This window comes from Streptomyces sp. NPDC038280, from assembly GCF_055600045.1.
Map to the genome: position 1 here is coordinate 23,476 of NZ_JBVJYZ010000017.1, position 21,750 is coordinate 45,225.

General features: G+C 71.9%; 20 protein-coding genes. 9 read left to right on the top strand and 11 right to left on the bottom strand.

Annotation, left to right across the window (positions count from 1 at the left end; genetic code table 11):
- Positions 1-11 precede the first annotated feature (11 nt).
- Entirely contained in the window at positions 12-866 is an 855-nt protein-coding gene (locus tag ACZ7J0_RS27430) for a GNAT family N-acetyltransferase (protein WP_470891693.1), read from the top strand.
- A 315-nt stretch (positions 867-1,181) separates the two neighbouring features.
- On the opposite strand, the gene ACZ7J0_RS27435 is transcribed toward ACZ7J0_RS27430, so the two are convergent.
- The 4 genes from ACZ7J0_RS27435 to ACZ7J0_RS27450 form a co-directional block, all read right to left on the bottom strand.
- The gene (locus tag ACZ7J0_RS27435) at positions 1,182-1,952 is read right to left on the bottom strand and encodes a polysaccharide deacetylase family protein (protein WP_470891695.1); all 771 of its coding nucleotides are present in this window, start codon (positions 1,950-1,952) and stop codon (positions 1,182-1,184) included.
- A 215-nt stretch (positions 1,953-2,167) separates the two neighbouring features.
- Positions 2,168-2,545, bottom strand: a complete 378-nt coding sequence (locus ACZ7J0_RS27440; protein WP_470891697.1) for a hypothetical protein — start codon at positions 2,543-2,545, stop codon at positions 2,168-2,170.
- Between the two features lie 238 nt (positions 2,546-2,783).
- Positions 2,784-3,467 (bottom strand): DUF6766 family protein, encoded by a 684-nt coding sequence (locus tag ACZ7J0_RS27445; protein ID WP_470891699.1) that lies wholly within the window; start codon positions 3,465-3,467, stop codon positions 2,784-2,786.
- 87 nt (positions 3,468-3,554) lie between these two features.
- Entirely contained in the window at positions 3,555-3,959 is a 405-nt protein-coding gene (locus tag ACZ7J0_RS27450; protein ID WP_470891701.1) for a hypothetical protein, read from the bottom strand.
- A gap of 182 nt (positions 3,960-4,141) precedes the next feature.
- Between ACZ7J0_RS27450 and ACZ7J0_RS27455 the strand changes: the two genes are divergently transcribed.
- Positions 4,142-4,732, top strand: a complete 591-nt coding sequence (locus ACZ7J0_RS27455) for a DUF6328 family protein (RefSeq protein WP_470891703.1) — start codon at positions 4,142-4,144, stop codon at positions 4,730-4,732.
- Here the strand turns inward: ACZ7J0_RS27455 and ACZ7J0_RS27460 are convergent.
- Both ACZ7J0_RS27460 and ACZ7J0_RS27465 read right to left on the bottom strand, forming a co-directional pair.
- The gene (locus ACZ7J0_RS27460) at positions 4,717-6,270 is read right to left on the bottom strand and encodes an ATP-dependent DNA ligase (protein WP_470891705.1); all 1,554 of its coding nucleotides are present in this window, start codon (positions 6,268-6,270) and stop codon (positions 4,717-4,719) included. The genes ACZ7J0_RS27455 and ACZ7J0_RS27460 overlap by 16 nt on opposite strands.
- Positions 6,271-6,594: 324 nt before the next feature.
- Positions 6,595-7,326, bottom strand: coding sequence for an SDR family oxidoreductase (locus ACZ7J0_RS27465; RefSeq protein WP_470891707.1), 732 nt, complete (start codon positions 7,324-7,326; stop codon positions 6,595-6,597).
- 95 nt (positions 7,327-7,421) lie between these two features.
- On the opposite strand from ACZ7J0_RS27465, the gene ACZ7J0_RS27470 reads away from it, so the two are divergent.
- Positions 7,422-8,273 (top strand): LysR family transcriptional regulator, encoded by an 852-nt coding sequence (locus ACZ7J0_RS27470; RefSeq protein WP_470891709.1) that lies wholly within the window; start codon positions 7,422-7,424, stop codon positions 8,271-8,273.
- A gap of 184 nt (positions 8,274-8,457) precedes the next feature.
- Positions 8,458-9,501: a phosphatidylinositol-specific phospholipase C domain-containing protein gene (locus tag ACZ7J0_RS27475; RefSeq protein WP_470891711.1), complete on the top strand. Its 1,044-nt coding sequence runs from the start codon at positions 8,458-8,460 to the stop codon at positions 9,499-9,501.
- A 161-nt stretch (positions 9,502-9,662) separates the two neighbouring features.
- Here ACZ7J0_RS27475 and ACZ7J0_RS27480 read toward each other — a convergent pair whose 3' ends face one another.
- The 5 genes from ACZ7J0_RS27480 to ACZ7J0_RS27500 form a co-directional block, all read right to left on the bottom strand.
- Positions 9,663-10,610, bottom strand: coding sequence for a DUF6397 family protein (locus ACZ7J0_RS27480; protein ID WP_470891713.1), 948 nt, complete (start codon positions 10,608-10,610; stop codon positions 9,663-9,665).
- 110 nt (positions 10,611-10,720) lie between these two features.
- On the bottom strand, positions 10,721-11,134 hold the full coding sequence (locus ACZ7J0_RS27485) for a roadblock/LC7 domain-containing protein (protein WP_470891715.1): 414 nt from the start codon (positions 11,132-11,134) through the stop codon (positions 10,721-10,723).
- A gap of 275 nt (positions 11,135-11,409) precedes the next feature.
- Positions 11,410-13,062, bottom strand: coding sequence for an MFS transporter (locus ACZ7J0_RS27490; RefSeq protein ID WP_470891717.1), 1,653 nt, complete (start codon positions 13,060-13,062; stop codon positions 11,410-11,412).
- The gene (locus tag ACZ7J0_RS27495) at positions 13,059-13,646 is read right to left on the bottom strand and encodes a TetR/AcrR family transcriptional regulator (RefSeq protein ID WP_470891719.1); all 588 of its coding nucleotides are present in this window, start codon (positions 13,644-13,646) and stop codon (positions 13,059-13,061) included. The genes ACZ7J0_RS27490 and ACZ7J0_RS27495 overlap by 4 nt, the downstream gene beginning before the upstream one ends.
- Before the next feature lie 118 nt (positions 13,647-13,764).
- Positions 13,765-14,382, bottom strand: a complete 618-nt coding sequence (locus ACZ7J0_RS27500; protein ID WP_470891721.1) for a GTP-binding protein — start codon at positions 14,380-14,382, stop codon at positions 13,765-13,767.
- A 794-nt stretch (positions 14,383-15,176) separates the two neighbouring features.
- On the opposite strand from ACZ7J0_RS27500, the gene ACZ7J0_RS27505 reads away from it, so the two are divergent.
- The 5 genes from ACZ7J0_RS27505 to ACZ7J0_RS27525 all read left to right on the top strand — a co-directional run bounded on the left by ACZ7J0_RS27505 (position 15,177) and on the right by ACZ7J0_RS27525 (position 21,644).
- Positions 15,177-16,106 (top strand): CAP domain-containing protein, encoded by a 930-nt coding sequence (locus tag ACZ7J0_RS27505; RefSeq protein WP_470891723.1) that lies wholly within the window; start codon positions 15,177-15,179, stop codon positions 16,104-16,106.
- A gap of 80 nt (positions 16,107-16,186) precedes the next feature.
- Positions 16,187-17,971: a sigma-70 family RNA polymerase sigma factor gene (locus ACZ7J0_RS27510; protein ID WP_470891725.1), complete on the top strand. Its 1,785-nt coding sequence runs from the start codon at positions 16,187-16,189 to the stop codon at positions 17,969-17,971.
- An 88-nt stretch (positions 17,972-18,059) separates the two neighbouring features.
- Positions 18,060-19,337, top strand: a complete 1,278-nt coding sequence (locus tag ACZ7J0_RS27515; RefSeq protein ID WP_470891727.1) for a VWA domain-containing protein — start codon at positions 18,060-18,062, stop codon at positions 19,335-19,337.
- A complete protein-coding gene (locus tag ACZ7J0_RS27520) occupies positions 19,337-20,221 on the top strand; it encodes a hypothetical protein (RefSeq protein ID WP_470891729.1) in 885 nt (294 codons plus the stop codon). Before ACZ7J0_RS27515 ends, ACZ7J0_RS27520 begins: the two co-directional genes overlap by 1 nt.
- A gap of 250 nt (positions 20,222-20,471) precedes the next feature.
- The gene (locus tag ACZ7J0_RS27525; RefSeq protein ID WP_470891731.1) at positions 20,472-21,644 is read left to right on the top strand and encodes a serine hydrolase domain-containing protein; all 1,173 of its coding nucleotides are present in this window, start codon (positions 20,472-20,474) and stop codon (positions 21,642-21,644) included.
- The last annotated feature ends 106 nt before the right edge of the window (positions 21,645-21,750 follow it).

A 21,750-nucleotide genomic window follows, 5' to 3' on the forward strand; every position in this document is an offset into this window, starting at 1 on the left:
TCGATGCGCGCGTGACTTCCAAGGATCTTGACGATGTCCCAGGCCTGCTGGACCGACTCGAGCGGTACTACGACGCCGTGCCACGCAGCAGCGCCCGGACCGAGGACTTCGGGCCACTGACGCTGTTCGTCCAGGAGGGCAATGGCTGGCCCTTCTACGCACGCCCCACCCTCGACCACTCGGGTCCGGTGCACGCGAGCGACGTGGCGCGGGTGCGTGCGAGGCAGCGCGAGTTGGGGGTTCCGGAGAGTTTCGAGTGGGTCGCCGAGACCTCGCCGCACCTCAGGGTCGCCGTCGAGGCGTCGGGACTCGTCGTACACGAGCACCCCTTGATGGTGCTCGACCCGGGTGCCACCACGCCTTCCGCCGACGGGCCCTCCGGCGGTGTGCCCGCGCGGGTGCTGGGCCCGGACGACCCGGAGTTGGCGAGCGCGCTGGCCCTGCCTCATCTCGCCTTCTCGGAGCCCGGGACCGGTGTCGGCGCGGCAGGCGTCGAGGACCTGGTCAAGACGGTCGAGGCCATGGAGGGCGATGGTTCCGTCGAGCGGGCGGCCGCGCGGATCCGGGCGGGTCTCACAGCGGTCGCGGCCGCCGTCTCGGACGGTGTGGCGTTGTGCTCGGGGCAGCATCAGCCCGTGGGCACCGTCAGCGAGATCGTGGGGGTGGGGACGCTGCCCAGCGCGCGCAGACGCGGCCTCGGGCTCGCCGTCACCGGCGCGCTGGTCGGAGACGCCCGGGCACGCGGGGCCTCGACGGTGTTCCTCTCGGCGGGCGACGAGGATGTGGCCCGGCTCTACGGCCGGCTCGGCTTCCGCCGTGCCGCCACCGCGCTGATCGCCGAGCCCGCGCCGGACAGCCCGACCTGATGTGAGGCAGTTCGGCGTCGATGGTCACCCTGACCTGATGTGAGGCCCCGAAGCCGTGTTCCATCCCGCTTCGGTGCGGTGCGCTGATGCGGTCTGCGGCGGGGCCTCCGAGACGGGTGTTTTCCGTACGGGGAACGACGGAGCCCCGGCTGGACGGGGGATTCCAACCGGGGCCGTTCGTCGTGACCGGGAAGGCCGGTAAACCGATCCCTTCGCAGTCACATATGTGTGAACGATAAACCATCAGTCGGCGTTCCCCTGACTCCGGAGTAACCGGTGTGAGTCACCTCACCGACCTGGTCACCCGGTGTCCGCCTAAGGCCGGTACACCTCTCCCGGCTCCGCCCTGCCCGGCGCCAGCAGCTGGGGGACGGTCACGAATGTGAAGCCGCGCTTCTTCAGCTCGGTGATGATGCCCGGCACGGCGGGCACCGTGCCGTCGTAGATGTCGTGCAACAGGATGATCCCGTCGGCCTGGGCGCCGTCGAGCACACGCTGCCGGATGAGCGCCGAGTCGGTGGTCGAGTAGTCCTTGGCCGTCACGCTCCAGAGCACCTGCGCGAGGCCGAGCTCCCGGCTGACGTCCGAGACAGTCCCGTCGGTACGGCCCTGCGGCGGGCGCATCAGGGTGGGCTTGCGCCCCGTCAGCTTCTCTATGGCGTTCTGGGTGCGTGAGAGTTCTTCGCGGACCTCGCCCTCGTCGATGTCGGTGAGGATCCGGTGGGTCCAGGTGTGGTTGGCGACCTCGTGGCCTTCGTTCGCGATGCGCCGTACGACATCGGGATAGCGGTCGACATGCTTCTGGCCGAGCAGGAAGAAGGTCGCGGGGACCTTCTCCGCCTTGAGCGTGTCCAGCAGCCGGGGCGTGTCCTTGCCGGGGCCCGCGTCGAACGTCAGGGCTATGCACTTCGCCTTGCGGCAGTCGACCGCCCCCGTGGAGTTCTTGCCGTCGGAGCCGGCCCGGCCCCTCACGTCCCCGGGAGCCACGGGGTGGACCCCGCAGCCGCCGAGTGCGAACACCAGGAAGGCCGTCGCCATCAGAGCGACCGCAGGCCTCCGGAGCTTCGCCGGCTTCTTCCTGAGCATGGCCCAACCCGCTTTCCCGTAGCAGTGCCGACGAGCCGAACAGGGCCGGGACAGGCCTGATCCAGTGGCACGCCGCGCACTCTACACTCGGTGTATACATGCCGTGTATACCGGGTGGGGCGACGGCGGAGCGCAGGTGGGAACGGGTCGGGGCATGCGCGGGCGAAACACATCGGCGGCCGCCCCGAAGGGCGGCCGCCGTCAGAGAAGCACAGTCAACGGGACGCGAGCAGCAACCGCGCCTCCGTCTCCTGATCACCCGAAACGGCTTGCAGGGACCGGACGTCGAAACTGCCGGCCAGCGCCTTCTCGACCTCGTCCACCGCGTGATATCCGCCGTTCAGGACGGCCTCGACCTCGCCGTCGATCTTCGTGGGAGGGGGAGTTCCCTCGCTCTTCACGGCCGTGTCGAACGTCGCCATCCATACGGTCGGTTCGGGCCCCCCGCCCGACGGCGGCCCCGAGACCGTCAGGTCTTCACAGGCGTACAGCTTGTCGAGGACGTCGAAGACGGCTCGCGCGTCCTCACGGCCGCATCGGCTCAGCTGCACCGTGACATCGGTATCGATATTTCTGCCCTCCACGTCGCTCATCTCCTCGTGCCCCGGGGGACAATCAGCGCCTCCCCGACCCTGCTCGCTTCACACTCACCCTCCAGGATCCCTTTCAGGATCGCTTCTCCACGGGCTCGACGCAGGGCGTGAGGGCCGCACGTGTGGTCCACCGTTCCCCCGGCTCTTCCGTTCCCCCGTCGCCCGGCTCTCCGCTTCCCTCGTCGCCCGGCTCTCCGCTTCTCGTCGCCCGGTACTTCCGTTCCCTCGTTCCCTCGGGTCAGCCTTCGACGCCTGTCGCGTCGTGCGGCGCTCCGACCGGTTTCGACTCCGGTGAGCCGCGCTGACGCAGATACACGGCGAAGATCGCCATGGAACCGACGGCGAGCAGCTCGGACTGCCAGTTCTGAAGCGTGCGGCCCCAGAAGTCGGACGAGCCCAGATAGCTCGACCAGGGGACGGGCTCCCGCAGGCCGCGCAGCTGCTCCTCGCTGTACGAGGCGGCGCCCGCGACGGACTGCGCGAACCAGGAGCACAGGAACGCGGTGAGCATCAGCGCGCCCAGGGAGTGGGAGTACACCGTCAGGCGCAGCCCCCGGGCGGCGGCCCAGCTGGGGGACTCCTCGTCGGCGTGCGGGCCGACGCGCTGCTCCCGGTCCGACTCGGGACCCGCCTTGTGCAGCTCCTTCGACTCAGGTGAGCCGCGCTGCAGCAGCCAGACCGTACTGAAGAGGAACAGGAAGAACTGCAGGTACTCCGACTGCCAGTTCTCGGTGACGTTGACGGCGAAGTGGGAGGTGGCCAGGTAGCGGAAGAAGCCGATCGGGTGCCCGCCGTCGGCCCGCAGCTCCTCGTTGTACTCCGCGCACCCCGCGATCGCCTGTCCGGCGAGCGAGAGAAGGAAACCGGTTCCGAAGACGACGGAGATGCCGTTGTCCTTCAGGAATCGCCGGACCCGGCTCATCCGTGCATCACGCCCACGGCGGTGAAGTACGCGAGCCCGCCGAACAGGCCCACCAGGTAGATCACGAACATGGTGCGCACCGGGGCCTCAATCCCCCTTCACAAGACATCGATAGGGCTTGTCCTCACGGGGGGTGCAACCCGCCGCGTTGACGTGCCAGCCGTCGGGGAACGAAGTGAGGAAGTAAGTGTCGCCGTCCAGCACGACCCGGGCCTGGCGGCCGTACACATCGGTGGCGCGGACCTCGCCCGCCCTGGGCAGATCCGCCTCCGCGAGGCCCTGCACGCAGGTCGGCCCCGAGGTGTGGACCAGCTCTTCACGGGTGGCCGGGGCAAGGAGAGCGCAGGCGCCGCGGAGATCGTCCGCGGCTTCCCGGGCGGCGAACTGCGAGGCCGCCGCGGAGACGGCCTCCCGGCGCTCCTGGGGTACGGAGCAGCCACTCAGCACGACAGTCACCGAGGCAAGGAGCGCGAGCAGGGCAGTGGTGCGCAACGCGGTCTCCTTTCTGCCGGGCGTGCGACAGCACGGCGACCGTACGAGCATGGAGGGGACAGCAGGGAATCGGCAGTTCCGATGGTGCGACACCCGCGCGGTTCGTTCGTGTGCAGTACTTCGGTGGGTTGAGGTGCCTGCCCGCGGATAACCGCGAGACAGGGCCGAACACGGGAGGTCGCATGTCCGATGAGCGACGAGGGGCGGAGAAGCGCGGACGAGGGGCGGAGAAGCGCGAGGAGCCTGGGGGGCACGGGGGCTCTGAGGGGCGCGGAGGCGGGGACGACGACGGCGCGGAGCACCTCATCAAGGGCCGGCACGAGACGCCCGAAGAGCGGGCGGACCGCCGCTGGGGGGAGCTGATCCAGGAGATCAGGGTGGCCCAGACGGGTGTGCAGATCCTCTTCGGCTTCCTGCTCACCGTGGTGTTCACTCAGAGGTTCCCGCAGTTGCCGGAGAGCGATCGCGCGATCTACATCGTCACTGTGTCACTGGGTGCCGCGGCGACGGGGGCGCTGATCGGCCCGGTGTCGTTCCACCGGCTCGTGGCCGGTCGGCGCATCAAGCCGCAGGCGGTGGTGTGGGCCTCGCGGCTGACCTTCATCGGGCTCCTGCTTCTGCTGGCGACGCTGACGTCCGCGCTGCTGCTCGTGCTGCGCGTGGCGAGCGGCGGCGGCTTCATACCCTGGCTGGTGGCCGGCCTGACGGGGTGGTATCTGCTCTGCTGGTACGTCCTGCCCCTGTGGGTCCGCCACCGCTACACCAACAGCTGAGTCTCCAGAAGGCGCTCGACCGTGTCCGCCTCACGGGCCGGCTTGTCGGGGCGGTGCCGGACGACGCGGGCGAAGCGCAGGGTTACCCCGGCCGGGTAGCGCGTCGAGCGCTGCAGCCCGTCGAAGGCGACCTCCACGACGAGTTCGGGCCGGACGCGGACGGTGAATCCGTCGTCCTCGACGGCCAGTTCCCGCAGGCGCTCGGTCTGCCAGCGGAGCATGTCGTCGGTGAGGCCCTTGAACGTCTTCCCGAGCATCACGAACGTCCCGTCGGCCGCGCGGGCCCCCAGGTGGAGGTTGGAGAGCAGGCCGGTACGGCGGCCGTGGCCCCATTCCACCGCCAGGACGACGAGGTCGACAGTGTGGACCGGCTTGACCTTGAGCCAGGAGCGGCCACGGCGGCCGGCCGTGTACGGCGCGTCGAGCGCCTTGACCAGTACTCCTTCGTGGCCCCGGCGCAGGGTGTCGGCGAGGAACGTCTCGGCCGCCTCGACCTGCGCCGCCGACGCCGGGTCGTCGACGACCGTGCGGCGCACGCGGAGGTTCTGCGGCAGGAGACGGGCGAGGACTTCGTGCCGGCGGCGCCCGGGCAGGTCGATCAGTACGTCTCCGTCGGCGGCGAGGATGTCGAAGAAAACGGGTGAGAGGGGCAGGGTCGCCTGCGCGGTCGTCACGTCGAGGCGGGAGCCGACACGGGAGGCGATGTCCTGGAAGGAGACGGGCCGCCCCGCCGGGTCCAGCGCGATCACTTCCCCGTCGAGGATGAACCGGTCCGCCGGCACGCTGCGCGCCACCGCGACGACTTCGGGGAGCCGCCCGGTGATGTCGTCGAGGGACCGGGTGTAGACCCGGACCTCGTCGCCGGAACGGTGCACCTGGATACGGATACCGTCGAGCTTCTCCTCCACGACGCAGGGCCCGAGGGTACCGACCGCCTCCGTGACCGACGCCGCGGTGTGGGCGAGCATCGGCTGCACCGGGCGGCCCACGGTCAGGCCGAAGGCCGCGAGAGCGTCGGGCCCTTCGGCGAGCAGCGCCTGGGCGACGCGGGTCAGCGAACCCTCCAGCATCACGGCACGCCGTACGTCGGTCGCCGGCACGCCCGCCGCCTTGGCCACGCCCTCCAGCGCGATCGCGTCCAGCGCGCCCTGACGCACCTCGCCGGTGAGCAGCCGCAGCAGGAAGGGCTGCTCGGTGGCGGTGGCGGCCGCCATCAGTTCCCGTACGAGCCGCTTGCGCTCGGCCAGCGACCCGGGCCCTGAAACCCGGGAGAGGATGGTCAGCGCGGCGTCCGTGTCGGCGAGGGTGAGGGTCGGCTCGCCGGCGGGCGGCACGGCCGGCGGCACCGCCTCCTTGAGGACACTCCACCCCACACCGATGCGGCCCTGCGGGAGCTGCCCGGCGAGGTAGGCGATGGCGAGCGGGCTCTCCTCGGGACGGGCGTCGGAGAACAGGTCGGCGAGCGCGGCGATCTTCTCGGAACGCGCGGAGGTGGCGGCGATCCGATGCGACACCTCCGCGAGACGGGCCAGCAGCATGCGGCCATCGTGCACCGGGGGAAGGGCGGGCCGCACCCGGGGGCGGCGGGTGCGGTGCGTTCCGGAGCGCCGGGTGAGCGGCCGACGGCGACGCACCGGGCCGAGGCTCGTCCTTGGCGCCGGCCGCACGGGCGGCTCGACCCGCTCCGCCCCAGGTGCAGGGGGGCCTTCCCCCTCCCCCCTCCCCCTCGGTTGTTGGAGCGGGTAGCGGTGCGGGGCGTTGCCCCGGGCACCGGAGCGTTGGCAGGGAGTGGCCGCCACGGATCTGTTCGAGATGCGTGGGCGCAGCGGCATCAGCCTGGCGGGTGATGGCCACCGTGCACATCACCAGGGCACTACGCCGGTGTCGTCGAAGAACTGTCCGGTGGGGCCGTCGTCGGGCAGGGTCGCGAGTTTGATGGCGACCGCCGCGCCCTGTTCGGGGGTGCGCACGCCGCGGAAGCCGTTGAGGTCGGTGGCGACGTAGCCGGGGCAGCCGGTGTTGATCAGGATGTTCGTGCCGCTCAGCTCCCGGGCGTATTGGAGGGTGACGGCGTTCAGGAACGTCTTCGACGGCGCGTACGCCGCGGACACCGGACCTGTCGTCTGCTCGGCGGCGGGTCCTGACTGCCGGGTGAGGGAGCCGACGCTGCTGGACATGTTCACGATCCGTGGTGCGGCGGAGCGGCGCAGCAGCGGCAGCATCGCGTTGGTGACGCGGATGACGCCGATCACGTTGGTGTCCACGACCGTGTGGATGGTGGCGGGGTCGATCCGGGTGGGCTCCTGTGGCATGTCGCCTGCGATGGCGGCGTTGTTGACGAGCACGTCGAGGCGTCCGGCCTGTTCGTCGATCAGCCGTGCGGCGGCGGTCGCGCTCGCGTCGTCGGTCACGTCCAGCGGTACGGCGAACGCGTCGATGCCGGCGGCGCGCAGTTTCTCCACCGCGGCGCTTCGGCGCTGGTCGTCGCGGGCGCCGACGCCGACGCTCCAGCCGAGGGTGCCCAGGCCTGCGGCGATCTCATAGCCGATTCCCTTGTTCGCGCCGGTGACCAGCGCGATCGTCCGTTCAGTCATAGGGACGATGCTGCCTTCGGGCCTCGGCGGGGGTCCAAGACCGATCGGGTGCGCAACGATACCGTCAGGGTATTGATCCGGGATAGCGTGGCCGGATGGAGACCCGGGAACTGCGGTATTTCGTCGCTGTCGCTGAAGAGCTGCACTTCGGGCGTGCCGCGCAGCGGCTCGGGATCGCGCAGCCCCCGTTGTCACGGGCGATCCAGCGGCTCGAACGCCGGCTCGGGGCAGTGCTGTTGGATCGGACCAGTCGCGCTGTCACGCTGACCGAGGCCGGCTCGGTGCTGTTGGTCGAGGGCCGGGCGGCTCTCGACGCGGTCGAGGCCGCCGAGCGTCGGACCCGCCGCGCCGCCCTTTCCGTGACCGGCCGCCCCGGCCTGGTCCTGGTCACGAAGGCCAGCGCGTCCAGGGAACTGCTGGCGAGACTGCTCGACGCGTACGCCGCCGAACCCGGCGCGGTCCCCGTCGACGTCATCCTGTGCGGTCCGGGCGAGCAGGAACGACTCCTGCGCGAGGGCCGGGCCGACGTGGCGCTGCTGCACCGGCCGTTCGACTCGACGGCCGGATTCCACACCGAAGAGCTCAGCACGGAGAGTCAGGTTGTGGTCCTGCCGGCCGGGCATCCGCTCACCGCCCGGGCCCACGTGCACATGGCCGACATCACCGGGCTGCCGGGCCTGCCCCTCCCACGCTGGCCCGACCCCGACGGCACCTACCCGCCCGGCCCCGGCCCGCAGGTCCGCGACCATTCGCAGTTGTTGCAGCTCGTCGCGCTCGGCCGTGCCTGTGCGGTCTCACCGGAGTCGTGCCGAGCCCAACTGCACGGTGACGTCGCCGCCGTGCCCGTGCTGGACGCGCCGACAGTCACCACCGTGATCGCCTGGCCACCGCACAGCCGGTCCAGAGCCGTCGCCGACCTCATCCGGACTGCGACACGCCTCCAGTAGCTCCCACCTTCGCATCATTCATCCAGGTGCGCCCCGGAACACCGTGACGCTCGCCGGCAGCGCCAGCCGGTGCCTTCCGCCGCACCCGCGCGTCACCGGAACGTCGGCCTGCTGCTTCCCGTAGGTCACCCAACTCCCCTACTGTTCCCTCCACTTGAAGCGCATCGACAGAGGGCAGGGGACCATGAGGAAGCCGTTACGCACCGCCATGACCACGGTGTCGGCCGCGCTGCTCGCCGTCGCGTTCGCGCCGGCGCATGCGCGGGCCGTCGATTCCGGTCAGCTCTCCTATTCGGCGTCGACCGGCGTGGGTGTGCACAACGCGTACGAGAAGTCCAAGTACCCCTACTTCGCCGACGCTCTGGACTCCGGCGCGGCCATGCTGGAACTTGACGTCTGGACCAACGTCTTCGGCAGATCCTGGCGGGTTTCGCACAGCAACCCCTTCGGTAACGACAACAACTGCGAGAACGCGGCGAACGCGGGCGAGCTCCGGACCAAGTCGCGCAACCAGGACCTCGGCGGGTGCCTCGCCGACATGCGGGCCTGGCACAACTCCCACCCCGGCCACCGTCCGATCCTCCTCAAGGTGGAGATGAAGGACGGCTTCCAGGGGAAGAACGGCCGCGGGCCCGCGGCGCTCGACGCTCTCCTGACGGCCCGGCTCGGCGACGCGCTCTTCCGGCCCGCCGATCTCGCGGGCGGGCAGCCGGATCTCGACACCGCCGTACGGACCGCCGGCTGGCCCGCCCGGAGCGCGCTGGCCGGGAAGTTCGTCGTCGAGCTGATCCCCGGCACGGTCGAGGAGGACAACCCGGCGGACACGCTGTGGACAGACCGCGAATACGCCACGCACCTCCGGGACTTGGCGGCGGCCGGACGGCTGCGCGACGCGAGCGCCTTCCCCGCCGTGCACGGAGCGCAGGCCGGGGATCCGCGGGCTCGGTACGCGGACGCGGGCATCCGTCCCTGGTTCGTCCTCTTCGACGGCGACGCGTCGGCCTACACGAACGGTTCGATCGACACCTCCTGGTACGGACGCCAGAACTACATGGTCGTGATGACCGACGCGCATCAGGTCGCCCCGGCCATCGACGGCACGAATCCGACGGAGACACAGGCCCGTGAGCGCCTCGGCCTGCTGGCCGGCCGGTTCGCGAACGTGGTCTCGGCGGACTGGTATCCCCTGCCCGCCGTCCTGTCCACCGTGGTCCCCCGGGGCCAGTAGCCGACGCGCGGGCGGCCGGCCCGGTGCGGTGAGCCGAGGGAGGGCGCCGGGCGCTGCGCGTCGCGGGGCGTCGTCCGCTCGCGCTTCCGCCTCGGGGCGGCTCGCCAACGGGGGCAGGCGCCGCGTCGGAACACGCTCGGAAGCGCGGAAGGAGGCGCCGCTCACGCCCTTGTGCGGGCCTCCTTCCGCAGCCGCAGCCGGCTCAACAGCCCCCTTCGGACGCGCCGTGCCGGTGGCCCTGTCTGCGCCGGGCGCCGCGGCGCGGCATGGGTGGGTCGGGTCGGTGGGGCGGTGGCCGGTGGCCGTACCGCCGTGTCCCGGCCGGGGCCCGCGGCGCTCCGCACGGGCCTGGGCGCGGCCCGCACCGTCCTGGCCTTGTCGAGGGCGATCGCCAGGCTCATGCGGTGCCAGAGGATCTCGTCCGGATCGTTCGCCAGCATCAGCCGGTCCACGATCTCGCGCGCCGCTGCGGAGTCGGGGCATCCTGGGGGCGCGTCCGGGCGCAGCCGGTTCACATGGGACCGTTCGTACGGATCGTCGACGACCTCGGCCACCTGGACGGGGTCGAGCAGCGACGCGATGGCCGCCGCCTGCTCCCAGGGGTCGTCCGTGGCCCGCAGGAGCAGTCCGAGGCGTCGGCTTCGCCAGTTCCGCGGCCGGACGTCCTGTCCTGTCGCCAGCCTGGCGCGGGTGTCCGCCGGGAGTCTGCCGGTCAGCAGTTCCGGATGCCCGTCGCCGAACTCGCACACTTCTCCGGCGAGATAGAGCCAGACGACCGCGCGATAGCGGTTGAGGTAGAAGCGGACGGGGCTGAGGTGTCCCGTGCGCGCCAGCCGGGTGAAGCGGTCCGGCGGCACGCTCAGCAGGTCGGCGGCGTCCGCGGTGCCGACCGTCTGCACGCGCCCGCGCATCCCTTCGGGGAAGTCGGGCGCGGCGCGCAGCCGCTCGATCTCCTGCTGGGTGACTCTGCGTGCTGTGCCCGGGGTTCCGGGCGGCACGGTGCGAATGTGGCCCAGCTGAACGGCCAGTTCGAACTCGGGCTTTTTGAGCCGCAGTTGCTGTGCCGCGGTGCCTGACGAAAGTGTGCGTACGGCTTCCCCCACCGTCATGACGGTTCTCCCCCGTGAGTCGTGAATACTCTCGGTGACGACCGTAGCGCTGACGGGCCCTTCCCCGCCCGGCCTGTGGAAAACTTCGTAGGCGAGGGCGACGTGGCAGGTCAGAGGCCTCCGGTGGCCGCGTGGCCGGGCTGGCGGGCGGCCACGCCGAGGTGTTCGCCGACGCGGTTCACCAGCAGTGTCATCTCGTAGGCGACCTGCCCGACGTCGGCCTCGGCCGTGCTCAGGACGCACAGGCAACTGCCTTCACCGGCGGCGGTGACAAAGAGCAGCGCGTCGTCGAATTCCACCATCGTCTGCCTGGCCCTGCCCGCCCTGAAATGCCGTCCGGAGCCCCGTGCGAGGCTGTGCAGCCCCGAGGAGACGGCGGCGAGATGCTCCGCGTCCTCGCGTGCCAGTCCTGTGCTCGCTCCGGTCACCAGACCGTCGTTGGACAGCACCAAGGCGTGCTGTATGTACTCGACCCTCTTGGTCAAGTCGTCCAGAAGCCAGTCGAGTCCCTTGTCCAGCGCCATGTTCGGTCCTTCCCCGTTGACGCGTTCCCCGTGATCCCGTGCAAGTGGTCGGTAAGTAGTCGCCGTTTGCGGTGGTCGCGGTTCCCGTGGGACCCGGGCGGTCTCCCTCGGTCCCCATGTGCGCGCAAGCCTTACGCACTGACGTGTGCAGGGCAAGAAGTCGGCACGAGCTGCGGAGCGGGCGGAGGCGTTGGGGGCGCGCGGCGGCGCATTGTGCCGTCGCGCGCGGGGGCTGTTTGGTCGGGAGACCGGCACGGCTGACGCAGTGAACCGGACTAGCGGGGCTGACCGGGCCCATGGGGCTGCTGACCGGGCTCAGGGGACTTGCGAGACAGGCGAGGCAGGCGCGCCGCGAGGAACGCACCCGTGAGCGCGATGCCCGCGAGGGCCACCAGCGTGGGCCCCATCGCGTCGAGGAACGCGTCGCCGCTCCAGCGCGTGACGCTGCCCGAAGCGTGCGTGACGGCCGGTTCCGGGGCGCACAGGGTCATGAGCATCGTGGCCACGGCCACACCGAGCGCCGGGCCGACGTTCATCGCCGTCTGCTGGAGTCCTCCGGCCACCCCGGCGTTCTCGACGGACGCGTGCCGCACGATCGCGGCCGTCGCGGTGACCATGACCGTGCCGAAACCGGCGCCCAGGACGAGGAAGCCCCCGCCCATCGCCCAGAAGGTCGCCCCCTGATCCAGACGGGACAGGAGCAGGGCGCCGAGGACGACGAGGAGCGCGCCCGCCGTGGTGGTCCTACGTGGGCCCTGCCTGCGCAGCACCATGGCGGAGAGCGGCGCGGCGAGGACCATCATCACGGCCAGGGGCAGCACTCGCAGACTGCTGCGCAGCGGATCCAGCGCGAGGACGTCCTGAAGGAAGTACGTGCCGAGGAACAGTGCCCCGAACATCGCCGCCGAGGCCGTCACCAGGACGCCGAGCGCGTGGCCGACGGTGGCCGAGCGCAGCACACTCGCCGGGATCAGCGGGTCCGCGGTGCGCCTCTCGTGCCGGACGAAGAGACCTCCGGCCGCCGTGGCACCGACCAGCCCCATCGCGGTGGATGCCGTCCAGCCCGACTCCGCCACGGAGGTCAGGGTGTGTACGAGACACACCAGAGCCAGGCCGAGGAGGCAGGCCCCCGGCAGGTCGAGCCGGATCCTCGAGGCACCTCTGGGCGTCGGAAGCCTGACCACGAGGGCCGACACCCCGACGGCGAGCGCGGGCGCCACACCGATGAAGAAGACGGCCCGCCAGCCGAAGTGGGCGGCGAGGGCGCCGCCGATGAGCGGGCCGGCCGCGGCCGACACCCCGATGGCGCTGGTGCGCAGGGCAAGGGGCATGGCGAGCCGGTCGCCCGGAAAGGCGGCGCGGAGGGTCCCGAGGGTCGCCGGTTGCAGCAGCGCCCCGAACACCCCCTGCACGACCCGCAGAGCGATCACCCAGGCGATGCCGGGCGCCAGGCCGATACCGGCCGACGCGGCGGCGAAGCCCAGTACGCCGATGGCGAAGATCCGTTGGTGGCCGTACCGGTCGCCGAGGCGTCCGGCGAACACGAGCAGGGTCGCCACGGCGATCAGATATCCCGTACTGGTCCACTGGACCTGGACGAACGAGGCGCGGAGGTCGCGCTGCATGGCCGGCTGGGCGAGGGTCAGTACGGTGCCGTCGAGCGCGACGATCACGGCGCCGGTGATGCTGCCGGCGAGGGTGAGGCGCCGCTGACGCGCGGAGATCGGAGAGGCGTCGGAGGCAGCGGAAGCCTGGGCGGAGGCCGCGCGGCGGGGCGGGGGCGCGGAGGCCTTGGAGGATGCGCAGGTCTCGGAGGATGCGGTGGCCTTGGAGGGTGCGGAGCTCTCGGAGTGCGCGGACGTCTCGGAGCGCGCGGAGGTCTCGAACGTCTCGTACGTCTCGGAGGCCTTGGAGGTCTCGGAGGTCATCGGGCTGCGTCCCGCCCCAGGTGCGCATCCAGCGCCGCGGCGAGCAGCGGATCGACGGCCTCGGCTCCCGTCGCGAGCTGAAGGCTCCCCCATCCCCACAGCTGGGCGATGCCATGCAGGTTCGCCCACAGCGCCCCCGCGACCACCGCCGGTTCAGCACCGGGCCGTGGGCCCGCGCGTTCGATCAGTTCCACGAGAACCGCGAAGAGCGGCAGGCTCGTGTCACGCAGGCCGAGTCGTCCGCTTTCCAGCAGGTCGTGGCGGAACATCAGTTCATACATGCCTCGTTGGGACAGCGCGAAGTCGAGATGGATCCGGCCGAGTGTCATGAGCTGGTCGCGGGGAGCGGCCTGTGTGTCGGCGAGCGCGTCGGCGACGCGACCGGCCAGGTCCGCGAAGCCCTCGCGGGCGATGGCGGACAACAGGTCGACATGGGTGGGGAAGTAGCGCCGGGGAGCTCCGTGCGAGACCCCGGCGCCGCGAGCGATCTCCCGCAGGGACAAGGCCTGTCCGCCCTGCTCGGCCACCAACTCGACGCCGACTCGCACGAGCCGGGACCGGAGACCGCTGTCCTGATCATTCATAGACACTGTCTACCAGGGTCAGTAGACAGTGTCTACTGACCTGATGGACCGCCTACGCACATCCGCAGCCGACCGGCCGGCCGTCGGGACCCGTTCGGCGACGTGGCTGGGCGGCGCCCTAGCCCACGGAGTTGAGCAGGCGCGCCGTGTGCATCCGGCCCGCGTACTCGACGAGCCGGATCAGGACCTCCTTGCCCGAGTCCCGGTCCCGCGCGTCGCACAGCACGACGGGCGTGCCCCGGTCGAGGTCGAGCGCGCGCGACACGTCGTGCGCGCCGTAGGAACGGGCGCCGGGGAAGCAGTTGACGGCGACGACGAAGGGGATTCCTCGGTGCTCGAAGTAGTCGACCGCGGGGAAGCAGTCCTCCAGGCGCCGGGTGTCGGCCAGCACGACCGCCCCGAGCGACCCCTGGGACAGCTCGTCCCACAGGAACCAGAAACGGTCCTGTCCAGGGGTGCCGAACAAGTAGAGGGACAGGCCCGAGCGGATCGTGATGCGGCCGAAGTCCATGGCGACGGTCGTGGTGGTCTTCTGGTCCACACCCCCGGTGTCGTCGACCGACTGCCCCGCCTCGCTCAGCAGTTCCTCGGTCCGCAGCGGCCGGATCTCACTGACCGAGCCCACCAGCGTCGTCTTGCCGACGCCGAAACCACCGGCGACCAGGATCTTCAGCGCCAGGGCGGCGGTTTCCCCACCGCCGCTCCCGGCCGTGGTGTCAGAGCGCTCGGAGGCCATCGATCACTTCTCTCAGGAGTGGGCGTCAACGGGCGGTGGAATCCCCGGCCGGGCATGGCGCAGGGTGCGTGGGATGCGCGGGGTCTGCGTACGGACGGCGGGAGTACGGCGGGAGCTCAGGGGGAGCACAACTGTTCTGTGCGAGGCCAGCAGTATGGCAACGCAGCTCGCCGCTCGGGTGTCGGCTTCGTTCTTTAAGTGATGTGACCGCTCTGGCGCGCAACCTGCCCGTATGAGGGCGCTTTCCGAAACTCCGCTCGACCTTCGGGACCGGACTCCGGTCGTGCGGAGGTGAGGCAGGGGGCAGAACTATGGACGGGCGACAGGGCGTTCACCCATCGCCACATGTCCGTACCAATGCCGGTTGGGGCACCCGCCGCACCGGGGCGGAGCGCACTGCCAGACGCCGTTCACTCACTTGGAGTCATGGCGGCTCCGCCCAGAAGAGTTACCAACTCCCGTGGCTCGCAAGGCAATTCATGAGCGGCTGCGCACGAGGCACGCGTCTGGTGGCCAGGCCGTTACCCAGCGCCCTGCGTACGCTCGAGCCAGCACGTCGAAAGCGGCCGCCGGGCCTTCGTCGCCCGTCAGCACCGCTCCCGCGCGAGCTCGGCTGTCAGTGCCCGGAGGCAGGACAGCCGGCCGGTGGGCGGACGGACGGGCGCGGTCGGCGTGGGGCCGATCGTCGATGGCTGGAAGATCGTCCACGAGTTTCTGTTATCGGCGTCCGGCCGGCAGGTCTCCTGAGTGTGGACCAGCACTCATCAACCCCCCGCACCGGAAAGTTGAGCAACATGAACGAGGAAGCCAAGACGTCGCCGTACGCGTCCACCCCCGCCCCCGCGTCCGCGCCCAGGCGGGGCCGGCGGCGCGGAGCGCACCGCAACCGCCCGCCCCGGCGCGCGGCGGTCGCGGGCGGCGCGGTCGCGCTGATAGCCGTCGCGGGAGGCGGCTACGGCGTCGTCCAGTCCCTGCCGGGTTCCGGCGGCGAGGCTCGTACGGTCGCCGAGGCGCCTCCCGCTCCGGGTGCGCTCCCGCCGGGCGGCCTGACGTCCACCGGCCCGTCCGACGGGGCCACCGGGTCCGTTTCTCCCACGGCCACGCGTGGCGCGAGTCCGAAGGCGACGCCTTCCTCGGCAGCCGCCCGCGCGGCGCGTACGGCACCGGCGAAGGCGCCCACCGCGAACACCCGCCGCAGCCACGCGGCCGACGTATCCGGTAGCGCCCGGAGTACCGGGTCCCGATCCGACTCCGGGTCGGGCTCCGGCTCCGGCTCCGGCTCCGGCTCCGGCGAGACCCGTAGGACCCCGGTCGTGCACGGCCGGGAGAGCGGGACCACCAGCCGGCTCGCCCGGCAGGTCATCGACATGGTCAACGATGAGCGCGCCAAGCACGGCTGCTCTCCCGTCACCCCCAACGCCAAGCTCCGAACCGCCGCCCAGCGGCACTCCGACGACATGGCGGCCCGGAACTTCTACGCCCACTCCACGCCGGAGGGTGCCGGACCGGGCGACCGCATCACCGCCGCCGGATACCACTGGCGCACATACGGCGAAAACATCTTCAAGAGCCCCAAGAACGCCCGTACCGCGATGGCCGGGTGGATGAAGAGCCCGGGGCACCGTGACAACATCCTCAACTGCGCCTTCAAAGAGATCGGCGTCGGTATCAACCTGAGTTCGAACGGTCCCTGGTGGACCCAGAACTTCGGTGCCTCCTCCTGAGGCCTCCCATGGTCCGGGGCGCGCGGGAAGGGCATGAGCCGGTGGACAGGCAGGAACGGTTCGGCGTGGGGCGGGTGGGCGTGGACAGGGATGCAGAGGCCGTGCGGGTGGCGGCTGCCGTGGCCGGGGACACGGTGGCTCGGGAGCAGGTACTCGCTGCCCACCTGCCGTTGGTCTACAACGTTGTCGGCCGCGCGCTCGGCGGGCATGCCGACGTGGACGACGTCGTGCAGGAGACCATGGTCCGCGCCCTGCGCGGCCTCGACGACCTGCGCGATCCCGGGGCGTTCAGGTCCTGGCTGATCGCCATAGCGATGAATCAGGTCCGCCGTCACTGGTCGGTCGGCGCCTGGCCGCCCGCCGACGGCATCGACGCGGCGCGGGAAGTCGCGGACCCGCGCGCCGACTTCGTCGAGCTCACGATCCTGCGCCTCGGACTGTCGGGACAACGCCGAGAGGTGGCCGAGGCCACCCGCTGGCTCGACGCGGAGGACCGGGAGCTGCTGGCACTGTGGTGGCTGGAGGCGGCGGGCGAGATCACCCGAGCCGAACTGGCCGACGCCCTCGGCATCGCCCCCGCCCACGCGGCCGTGCGCGTCCAGCGGATGAAGGAGCGGCTGGAGGCCGGACGGCTGGTGGTGCGCGCGCTCGCCGCGCTGCCCGGGTGCCCTGATCTGACCACGCTCACCACGCTGTGGGACGGGGCGCCGTCCGCGCTGTGGCGCAAGCGCATGGCACGGCACGTCCGCGGGTGCGCCTGCTGTTCGGGGCGTTCGGAGGATCTGGTGCCCGCCGAGGGGCTGCTGGCTCGCCTGAGCCTGGTGCCGGTCCCGTTCGCCCTCTCCTTGCCGGCGCCGGACGGGTCCGAGCTGCTCCACGTCGCGGGAAGCGCCCCGACGGACCCGGCCGGACCGTCCCTCACGGGGAGCACGGCGACGGACACGGCCGGGCCGCCCGCCCCGGAAGGCGCCGCGCCCTCGGAGCCGTACGCCTTCAACAGTCCCGCGCCTTCGGAGCCGTACGCCTCCGACAGCGTCGCGCCCTCGCCGTACGGCTCCGGGCAGGCCGTTCCCGAAGCGTCCCGGCCGCACGTCCCCGGGGGCGTCCCTCACGGCGTCGCGGACGGCCCCCGGCCCATGGCCGGCGAGGACGCCGGCCCTCTGCCCGGTCCTTCGCACGCCGCGCCGCGCGGCTCGCGGGCGCGGCCCGGACGCCGGCCCCGCACCTCGACCGTCGTGGTTGTGGCGGCACTTCTCGCGACGGCCACCACCGTCGTCCTGCGCCCCTGGGAACCCGGTGAGGGACCCCGGACTCAGCGTCCGGGGGACGGCGGACCTCAGCCGACGGCACCGACGCCCAGCTCCGTGCCGGCCGCGCCGCAGGTGACACCGACCCCGAGCGCGGAGACCTCCACGGCGGCCCCCTCGGCGCCGGAGAAGTCACCCACCCCAACGGCGCCCTCGCGGCCGCCCGTCCGGGAGCGACCGAGTGTCGAGCAGCAGGTCGTCGACCTGGTCAACGCCGAGCGGAGGCGCGCGGGCTGCGGTCCGGTGCGCACCGACCCGCAGCTCCACCGGGCCGCCCAGCGGCACGCGAACGACATGGCCGCACGTGACTACTACGAGCACACCAGCCCGGAGGGGGTGGGACCGGGCGAGCGGATCTCGGCCGCGGGGTACAAGTGGAGCGCGTGGGCCGAGAACATCCACCGGGGGCCGGAGACGGCCGGTGCCGCCGTGGACGGCTGGATGGGCGACGCCGGTCATCGTGACAACGTCCTCAACTGCCGCTTCACCCATATGGGACTGGGTTTGACCGCCGGGGCGGGCGGGCCCTGGTGGACCCAGGACTTCGCCGCTCGCTGAGGCTGCTCCACAGCGTCGCCGAGCCCCGCGAACACCGCTGCCCCGGGCTCGTTTTGGATTGCCGGGAGATCATCACTACGATCCGGCGATGATCACAAGAAAACGGCTGGCGGCCGGGGCCTGCGCCCTGTTCGCCGTACTGGCTGTCGGGCTCGTCCCGGGCAGCGCCGCCGCCGACGACGGGCGCGCGGCCGAGCCCTCCCCCAAGGTCGAGTTGGTGCTCGACGTCAGCGGGTCGATGCGGGCACGCGACATCGACGGCAAGACGCGCATGGCCGCGGCGAAGCAGGCGTTCAACGAGGTGCTGGACGCGGTGCCCGACGAGGTGCAGCTGGGCATACGCACCCTCGGCGCCACTTACGCCGGGCAGGACAAGAAGCTCGGCTGCAAGGACACCAAGCAGCTCTATCCGGTCGGACCGCTCGACCGGGTGGAGGCGAAGACCGCCGTCGCCACCCTGGCTCCCACGGGCTGGACGCCGATCGGGCCGGCGCTGCTGGGGGCGGCCGAGGACCTCAAGGGGGGTGAGGCGACCCGTCGGATCGTGCTCATCACGGACGGCGAGGACACCTGCGCCCCGCTCGACCCGTGCGAGGTGGCGCGTGACATCGCCGCCCAGGGGATCCATCTGGTCATCGACACACTGGGCCTGGTCCCCGACGCCAAGACCCGTGATCAGCTGAGCTGCATCGCCGAGGCCACCGGCGGAACCTACACCTCCGTGCAGCACACCGACCAACTCTCCGGTCGTGTCCGGCAGTTGGTCGACCGTGCGGCCGACACCGTGGTCACGCCGGTGGCCACCCAGGGGGCGAAGGAGTGCGCGAAGGCCCCGCAGCTCGGGGCGGGTCTTTACAGCGACCGTGAGACGTTCGGCGAGCACCGCTGGTACCGCGTGGACGTGCTGCCCGGCCAGGAGCTGCGGGCCTCGGTCAGCGTCGCGGCAGACCGTGCCGTCAACGACGACTACGGTGTCCTGCTGCGCGCGGTGACCGTGCACGGCCGTGAGATCGTCCGGGGCTCGGAGGCGGGCAACGGGCGCACCGATGTGATCTCGGCGGGCCTGCGCTACCCGAAGGCCCCGGGCGAGGGTACGGACAGCGACGAGAAGCCTGCGGCCGAGACGGTCTGTCTGCAGGTCAGCAACTCCTTCTCGGCTCCTGCCTCGGTCAAGTCCACTCCGGGCCTGCCCGTCGAGCTGACCATCGACGTCGTCGACGGGCCCGACGAGGCGTCCGACGTCGCCTCCTTCGGCCTCGGCCGCGGCTGGTGGCTGCTCGGCGTGCTGGTGCTGACGGGCTTCGTGGCCGGTCTGCTGTGGGGCTGGATCTCGCGCTGGCGCATCTCCGTCTGGAGGACCAACTGATGCGTACCGTACGCATACTGACCACCGCGCTGCTGGCGGGCGCCGCCCTCCTCGCAGTGGCCGGACCGTCCTCGGCGGACAGCCCTTCGGCGAGCCCCTCCCCGGGCAAGGAGGGTGCCGCCCCGACCGAGGCGGGAACCACCTTCCGGACGGCGACCGCTCTCCAGCAGGGCCAGAAGGCCACCGCCGGTGCCTCGGCCGGTGACTACCTCTACTGGGTGCTGCCCGTGGACGCGGGGCAGCGGGCGACGGTGAAGGCGAGCGTCACGCTCCCCGAGTCGGCGGCCCGGCACGGGGCTTCGACCTGGCAGCTCGACGTGTACGACGGGCTGCGCCGCCGCCAGGCCTGCGTGTACGGCATGCAGACCAGGGTGGCGGCCAAGGAGGCCGCCTCGGCCGAGCTGTCCTGCACGCTGCGGACGGTCCGCTCGTGGGCCGAGCCGTGGGCGAACGATCCGCTGCCGGGCAGCTACTACGTCCGGCTGACGGTCGTGGACCTGCCGAAGGAGGACCTGGGCCTGCCGGTCCGGGTGGCGCTGGAAGCCGTGTCGAAGGACGCGGGTGGCGCCCGTGCGGTGGACGGCTCCCTCTCCGCGCCGCTGGTGCCGGGCGCGTCGGCCAGGGCGGCGGGCTCCACCACCGGGACCACGTCCGCGCAGGAGACGTCCGGCGCCTCGGCCCAGGACACGGACCAGAAATCGGACGGGAACGCGGACGAGGCGTCGGCGGTCGGCGCGCCGGAGGACGGCTGGTCCTCCGACTGGTGGTCCGACCGCTGGGTCTGGACCGGGGTCGGAGGGGTGCTCGCCGCCCTCGCGGCCATCGGGGGCTACTGCCTCACCCGGGGATCCGGGCGGCCGGGACGGGTGCCGCCGGGCGCCTGACCGCGCCCATGTCGCGGGGGGTCCGAACGGGCCCCGCGTGACGGAGGTCCCCACAGGGGCGGCCGCGGCCCGGAGCCGTGGCCGCCCCTCTTTGTCGGCCGTACAGGTCCGAACCAGCCCCGGCCCGCCTTCTTCCCTCCAGTCCGACCAGTCGGTACGTTGCGTGTCAGTCGCCGCCCCCAGGCGTCCTGAGACGACACCCACCGCACGTACGACACCCATCGACACCTGCGCCATGGAGGAGAACCCCATGACCGAGTCCGTACCGCCTCCCCGGATCGAGGGGCACTGCGACGGCCGATTCACCGCCGTACGCGAGGCGTTCGAGGCCAACTTCCGGGAGCGCGACGAACTGGGAGCCGCGGTGACGGTCCAGGTGGGCGGCGAGACCGTGGTCGACCTCTGGGGCGGCTGGGCGGACGGCGCGCGCACCCGCCCGTGGGAGCGCGACACCGTGGTCAACGTCTGGTCGACGACCAAGGGCGTGACCGCCCTGTGCGCCCATCTGCTCGCGGACCGGGGGCTACTCGACCTGGACGCGCCCGTCGCCTCGTACTGGCCGGAGTTCGCGGCGGCGGGCAAGGAATCGCTCCCGGTACGCCATCTTCTCTCGCACCGCGCGGGCCTGAGCGGGCTCCGGGCGCCGCTCACCCTGGCGGAGCTGTACGACTGGGAGGTGACGACCGCGCGTCTGGCGGCGATGGAGCCGTGGTGGGAGCCCGGGACCCGCTCCGGCTATCACGCGATGACGTACGGCTTCCTGGTCGGCGAGGTGATCCGGCGGATCACCGGCCGGCTGCCGGGCGACTACCTGAACCAGGAGATCACCGGGCCGCTCGGCATCGACTTCACCATCGGACTACCGGAGAAGGACGCGGACCGGGCGGCCGAGCTCGTGCACACGCCCGCCGCGTCGGCGAGCGGACAGGCGGCCGTCTTCGCCCAGTTGGCACCCGCCGCCCAGGCGGCCCTGGCCAACCCGCTCGTCGGCGCCGCCCAGGCCAACACCCCGCAGTGGCGGGCCGCCCATCTGCCGGCGGCCAACGGCCACGGCACGGCCCGCGCGGTCGCGGCGCTGTACGGAGTCTTCGCCGGCCGGGGCCTGATCGCCGACCGCCGCGTCCTCTCCCCCGAGGCCGTCGAACGCGCCCGCGAGGGCCAGGGCGCCTGCCGGGACCTGGTCCTGGGCGCGGGATTCGCCCACGACACCGAGTGCGCGCTCGGTCTGTGGCTGAGTGGCCCGAACGGCTCCTACGGCTCCAACCCGCGCGCCTTCGGCCACGACGGCTTCGGGGGGTCCTGCGGGCTGGCGGACCCGGACGCGGGAGTGGCCCTGGGCTATGTGATGAACCGCATGGGCCCGCGCATCGCCGACGACCCGCGCAAGATGGCGCTGGTGGAGGCGGTGTACGGGGCGCTGTAGCCGCGAGGTCCGCCAGGGCCCGCGCCGATCCGCCGGCTGTCCACTCCCCGCACAGGCGGCGGGCCCACCTTCCGCCGGTCCCTCTGCCGGCGTGCCCGGCTCCGGC

What these genes read in the sequence shown, in the direction of transcription:
- ACZ7J0_RS27435 (WP_470891695.1), bottom strand. Translation starts at nt 1,952, where the DNA reads ATGCTCAGGAAGAAGCCGGCGAAGCTCCGGAGGCCTGCGGTCGCTCTG.
- ACZ7J0_RS27440 (WP_470891697.1), bottom strand. Translation starts at nt 2,545, where the DNA reads ATGAGCGACGTGGAGGGCAGAAATATCGATACCGATGTCACGGTGCAG.
- ACZ7J0_RS27445 (WP_470891699.1), bottom strand. Translation starts at nt 3,467, where the DNA reads ATGAGCCGGGTCCGGCGATTCCTGAAGGACAACGGCATCTCCGTCGTC.
- ACZ7J0_RS27455 (WP_470891703.1), top strand. Translation starts at nt 4,142, where the DNA reads ATGTCCGATGAGCGACGAGGGGCGGAGAAGCGCGGACGAGGGGCGGAG.
- ACZ7J0_RS27460 (WP_470891705.1), bottom strand. Translation starts at nt 6,270, where the DNA reads ATGCTGCTGGCCCGTCTCGCGGAGGTGTCGCATCGGATCGCCGCCACC.
- ACZ7J0_RS27465 (WP_470891707.1), bottom strand. Translation starts at nt 7,326, where the DNA reads ATGACTGAACGGACGATCGCGCTGGTCACCGGCGCGAACAAGGGAATC.
- ACZ7J0_RS27470 (WP_470891709.1), top strand. Translation starts at nt 7,422, where the DNA reads ATGGAGACCCGGGAACTGCGGTATTTCGTCGCTGTCGCTGAAGAGCTG.
- ACZ7J0_RS27475 (WP_470891711.1), top strand. Translation starts at nt 8,458, where the DNA reads ATGAGGAAGCCGTTACGCACCGCCATGACCACGGTGTCGGCCGCGCTG.
- ACZ7J0_RS27480 (WP_470891713.1), bottom strand. Translation starts at nt 10,610, where the DNA reads ATGACGGTGGGGGAAGCCGTACGCACACTTTCGTCAGGCACCGCGGCA.
- ACZ7J0_RS27485 (WP_470891715.1), bottom strand. Translation starts at nt 11,134, where the DNA reads ATGGCGCTGGACAAGGGACTCGACTGGCTTCTGGACGACTTGACCAAG.
- ACZ7J0_RS27490 (WP_470891717.1), bottom strand. Translation starts at nt 13,062, where the DNA reads ATGACCTCCGAGACCTCCAAGGCCTCCGAGACGTACGAGACGTTCGAG.
- ACZ7J0_RS27495 (WP_470891719.1), bottom strand. Translation starts at nt 13,646, where the DNA reads ATGAATGATCAGGACAGCGGTCTCCGGTCCCGGCTCGTGCGAGTCGGC.
- ACZ7J0_RS27500 (WP_470891721.1), bottom strand. Translation starts at nt 14,382, where the DNA reads ATGGCCTCCGAGCGCTCTGACACCACGGCCGGGAGCGGCGGTGGGGAA.
- ACZ7J0_RS27505 (WP_470891723.1), top strand. Translation starts at nt 15,177, where the DNA reads ATGAACGAGGAAGCCAAGACGTCGCCGTACGCGTCCACCCCCGCCCCC.
- ACZ7J0_RS27515 (WP_470891727.1), top strand. Translation starts at nt 18,060, where the DNA reads ATGATCACAAGAAAACGGCTGGCGGCCGGGGCCTGCGCCCTGTTCGCC.
- ACZ7J0_RS27520 (WP_470891729.1), top strand. Translation starts at nt 19,337, where the DNA reads ATGCGTACCGTACGCATACTGACCACCGCGCTGCTGGCGGGCGCCGCC.
- ACZ7J0_RS27525 (WP_470891731.1), top strand. Translation starts at nt 20,472, where the DNA reads ATGACCGAGTCCGTACCGCCTCCCCGGATCGAGGGGCACTGCGACGGC.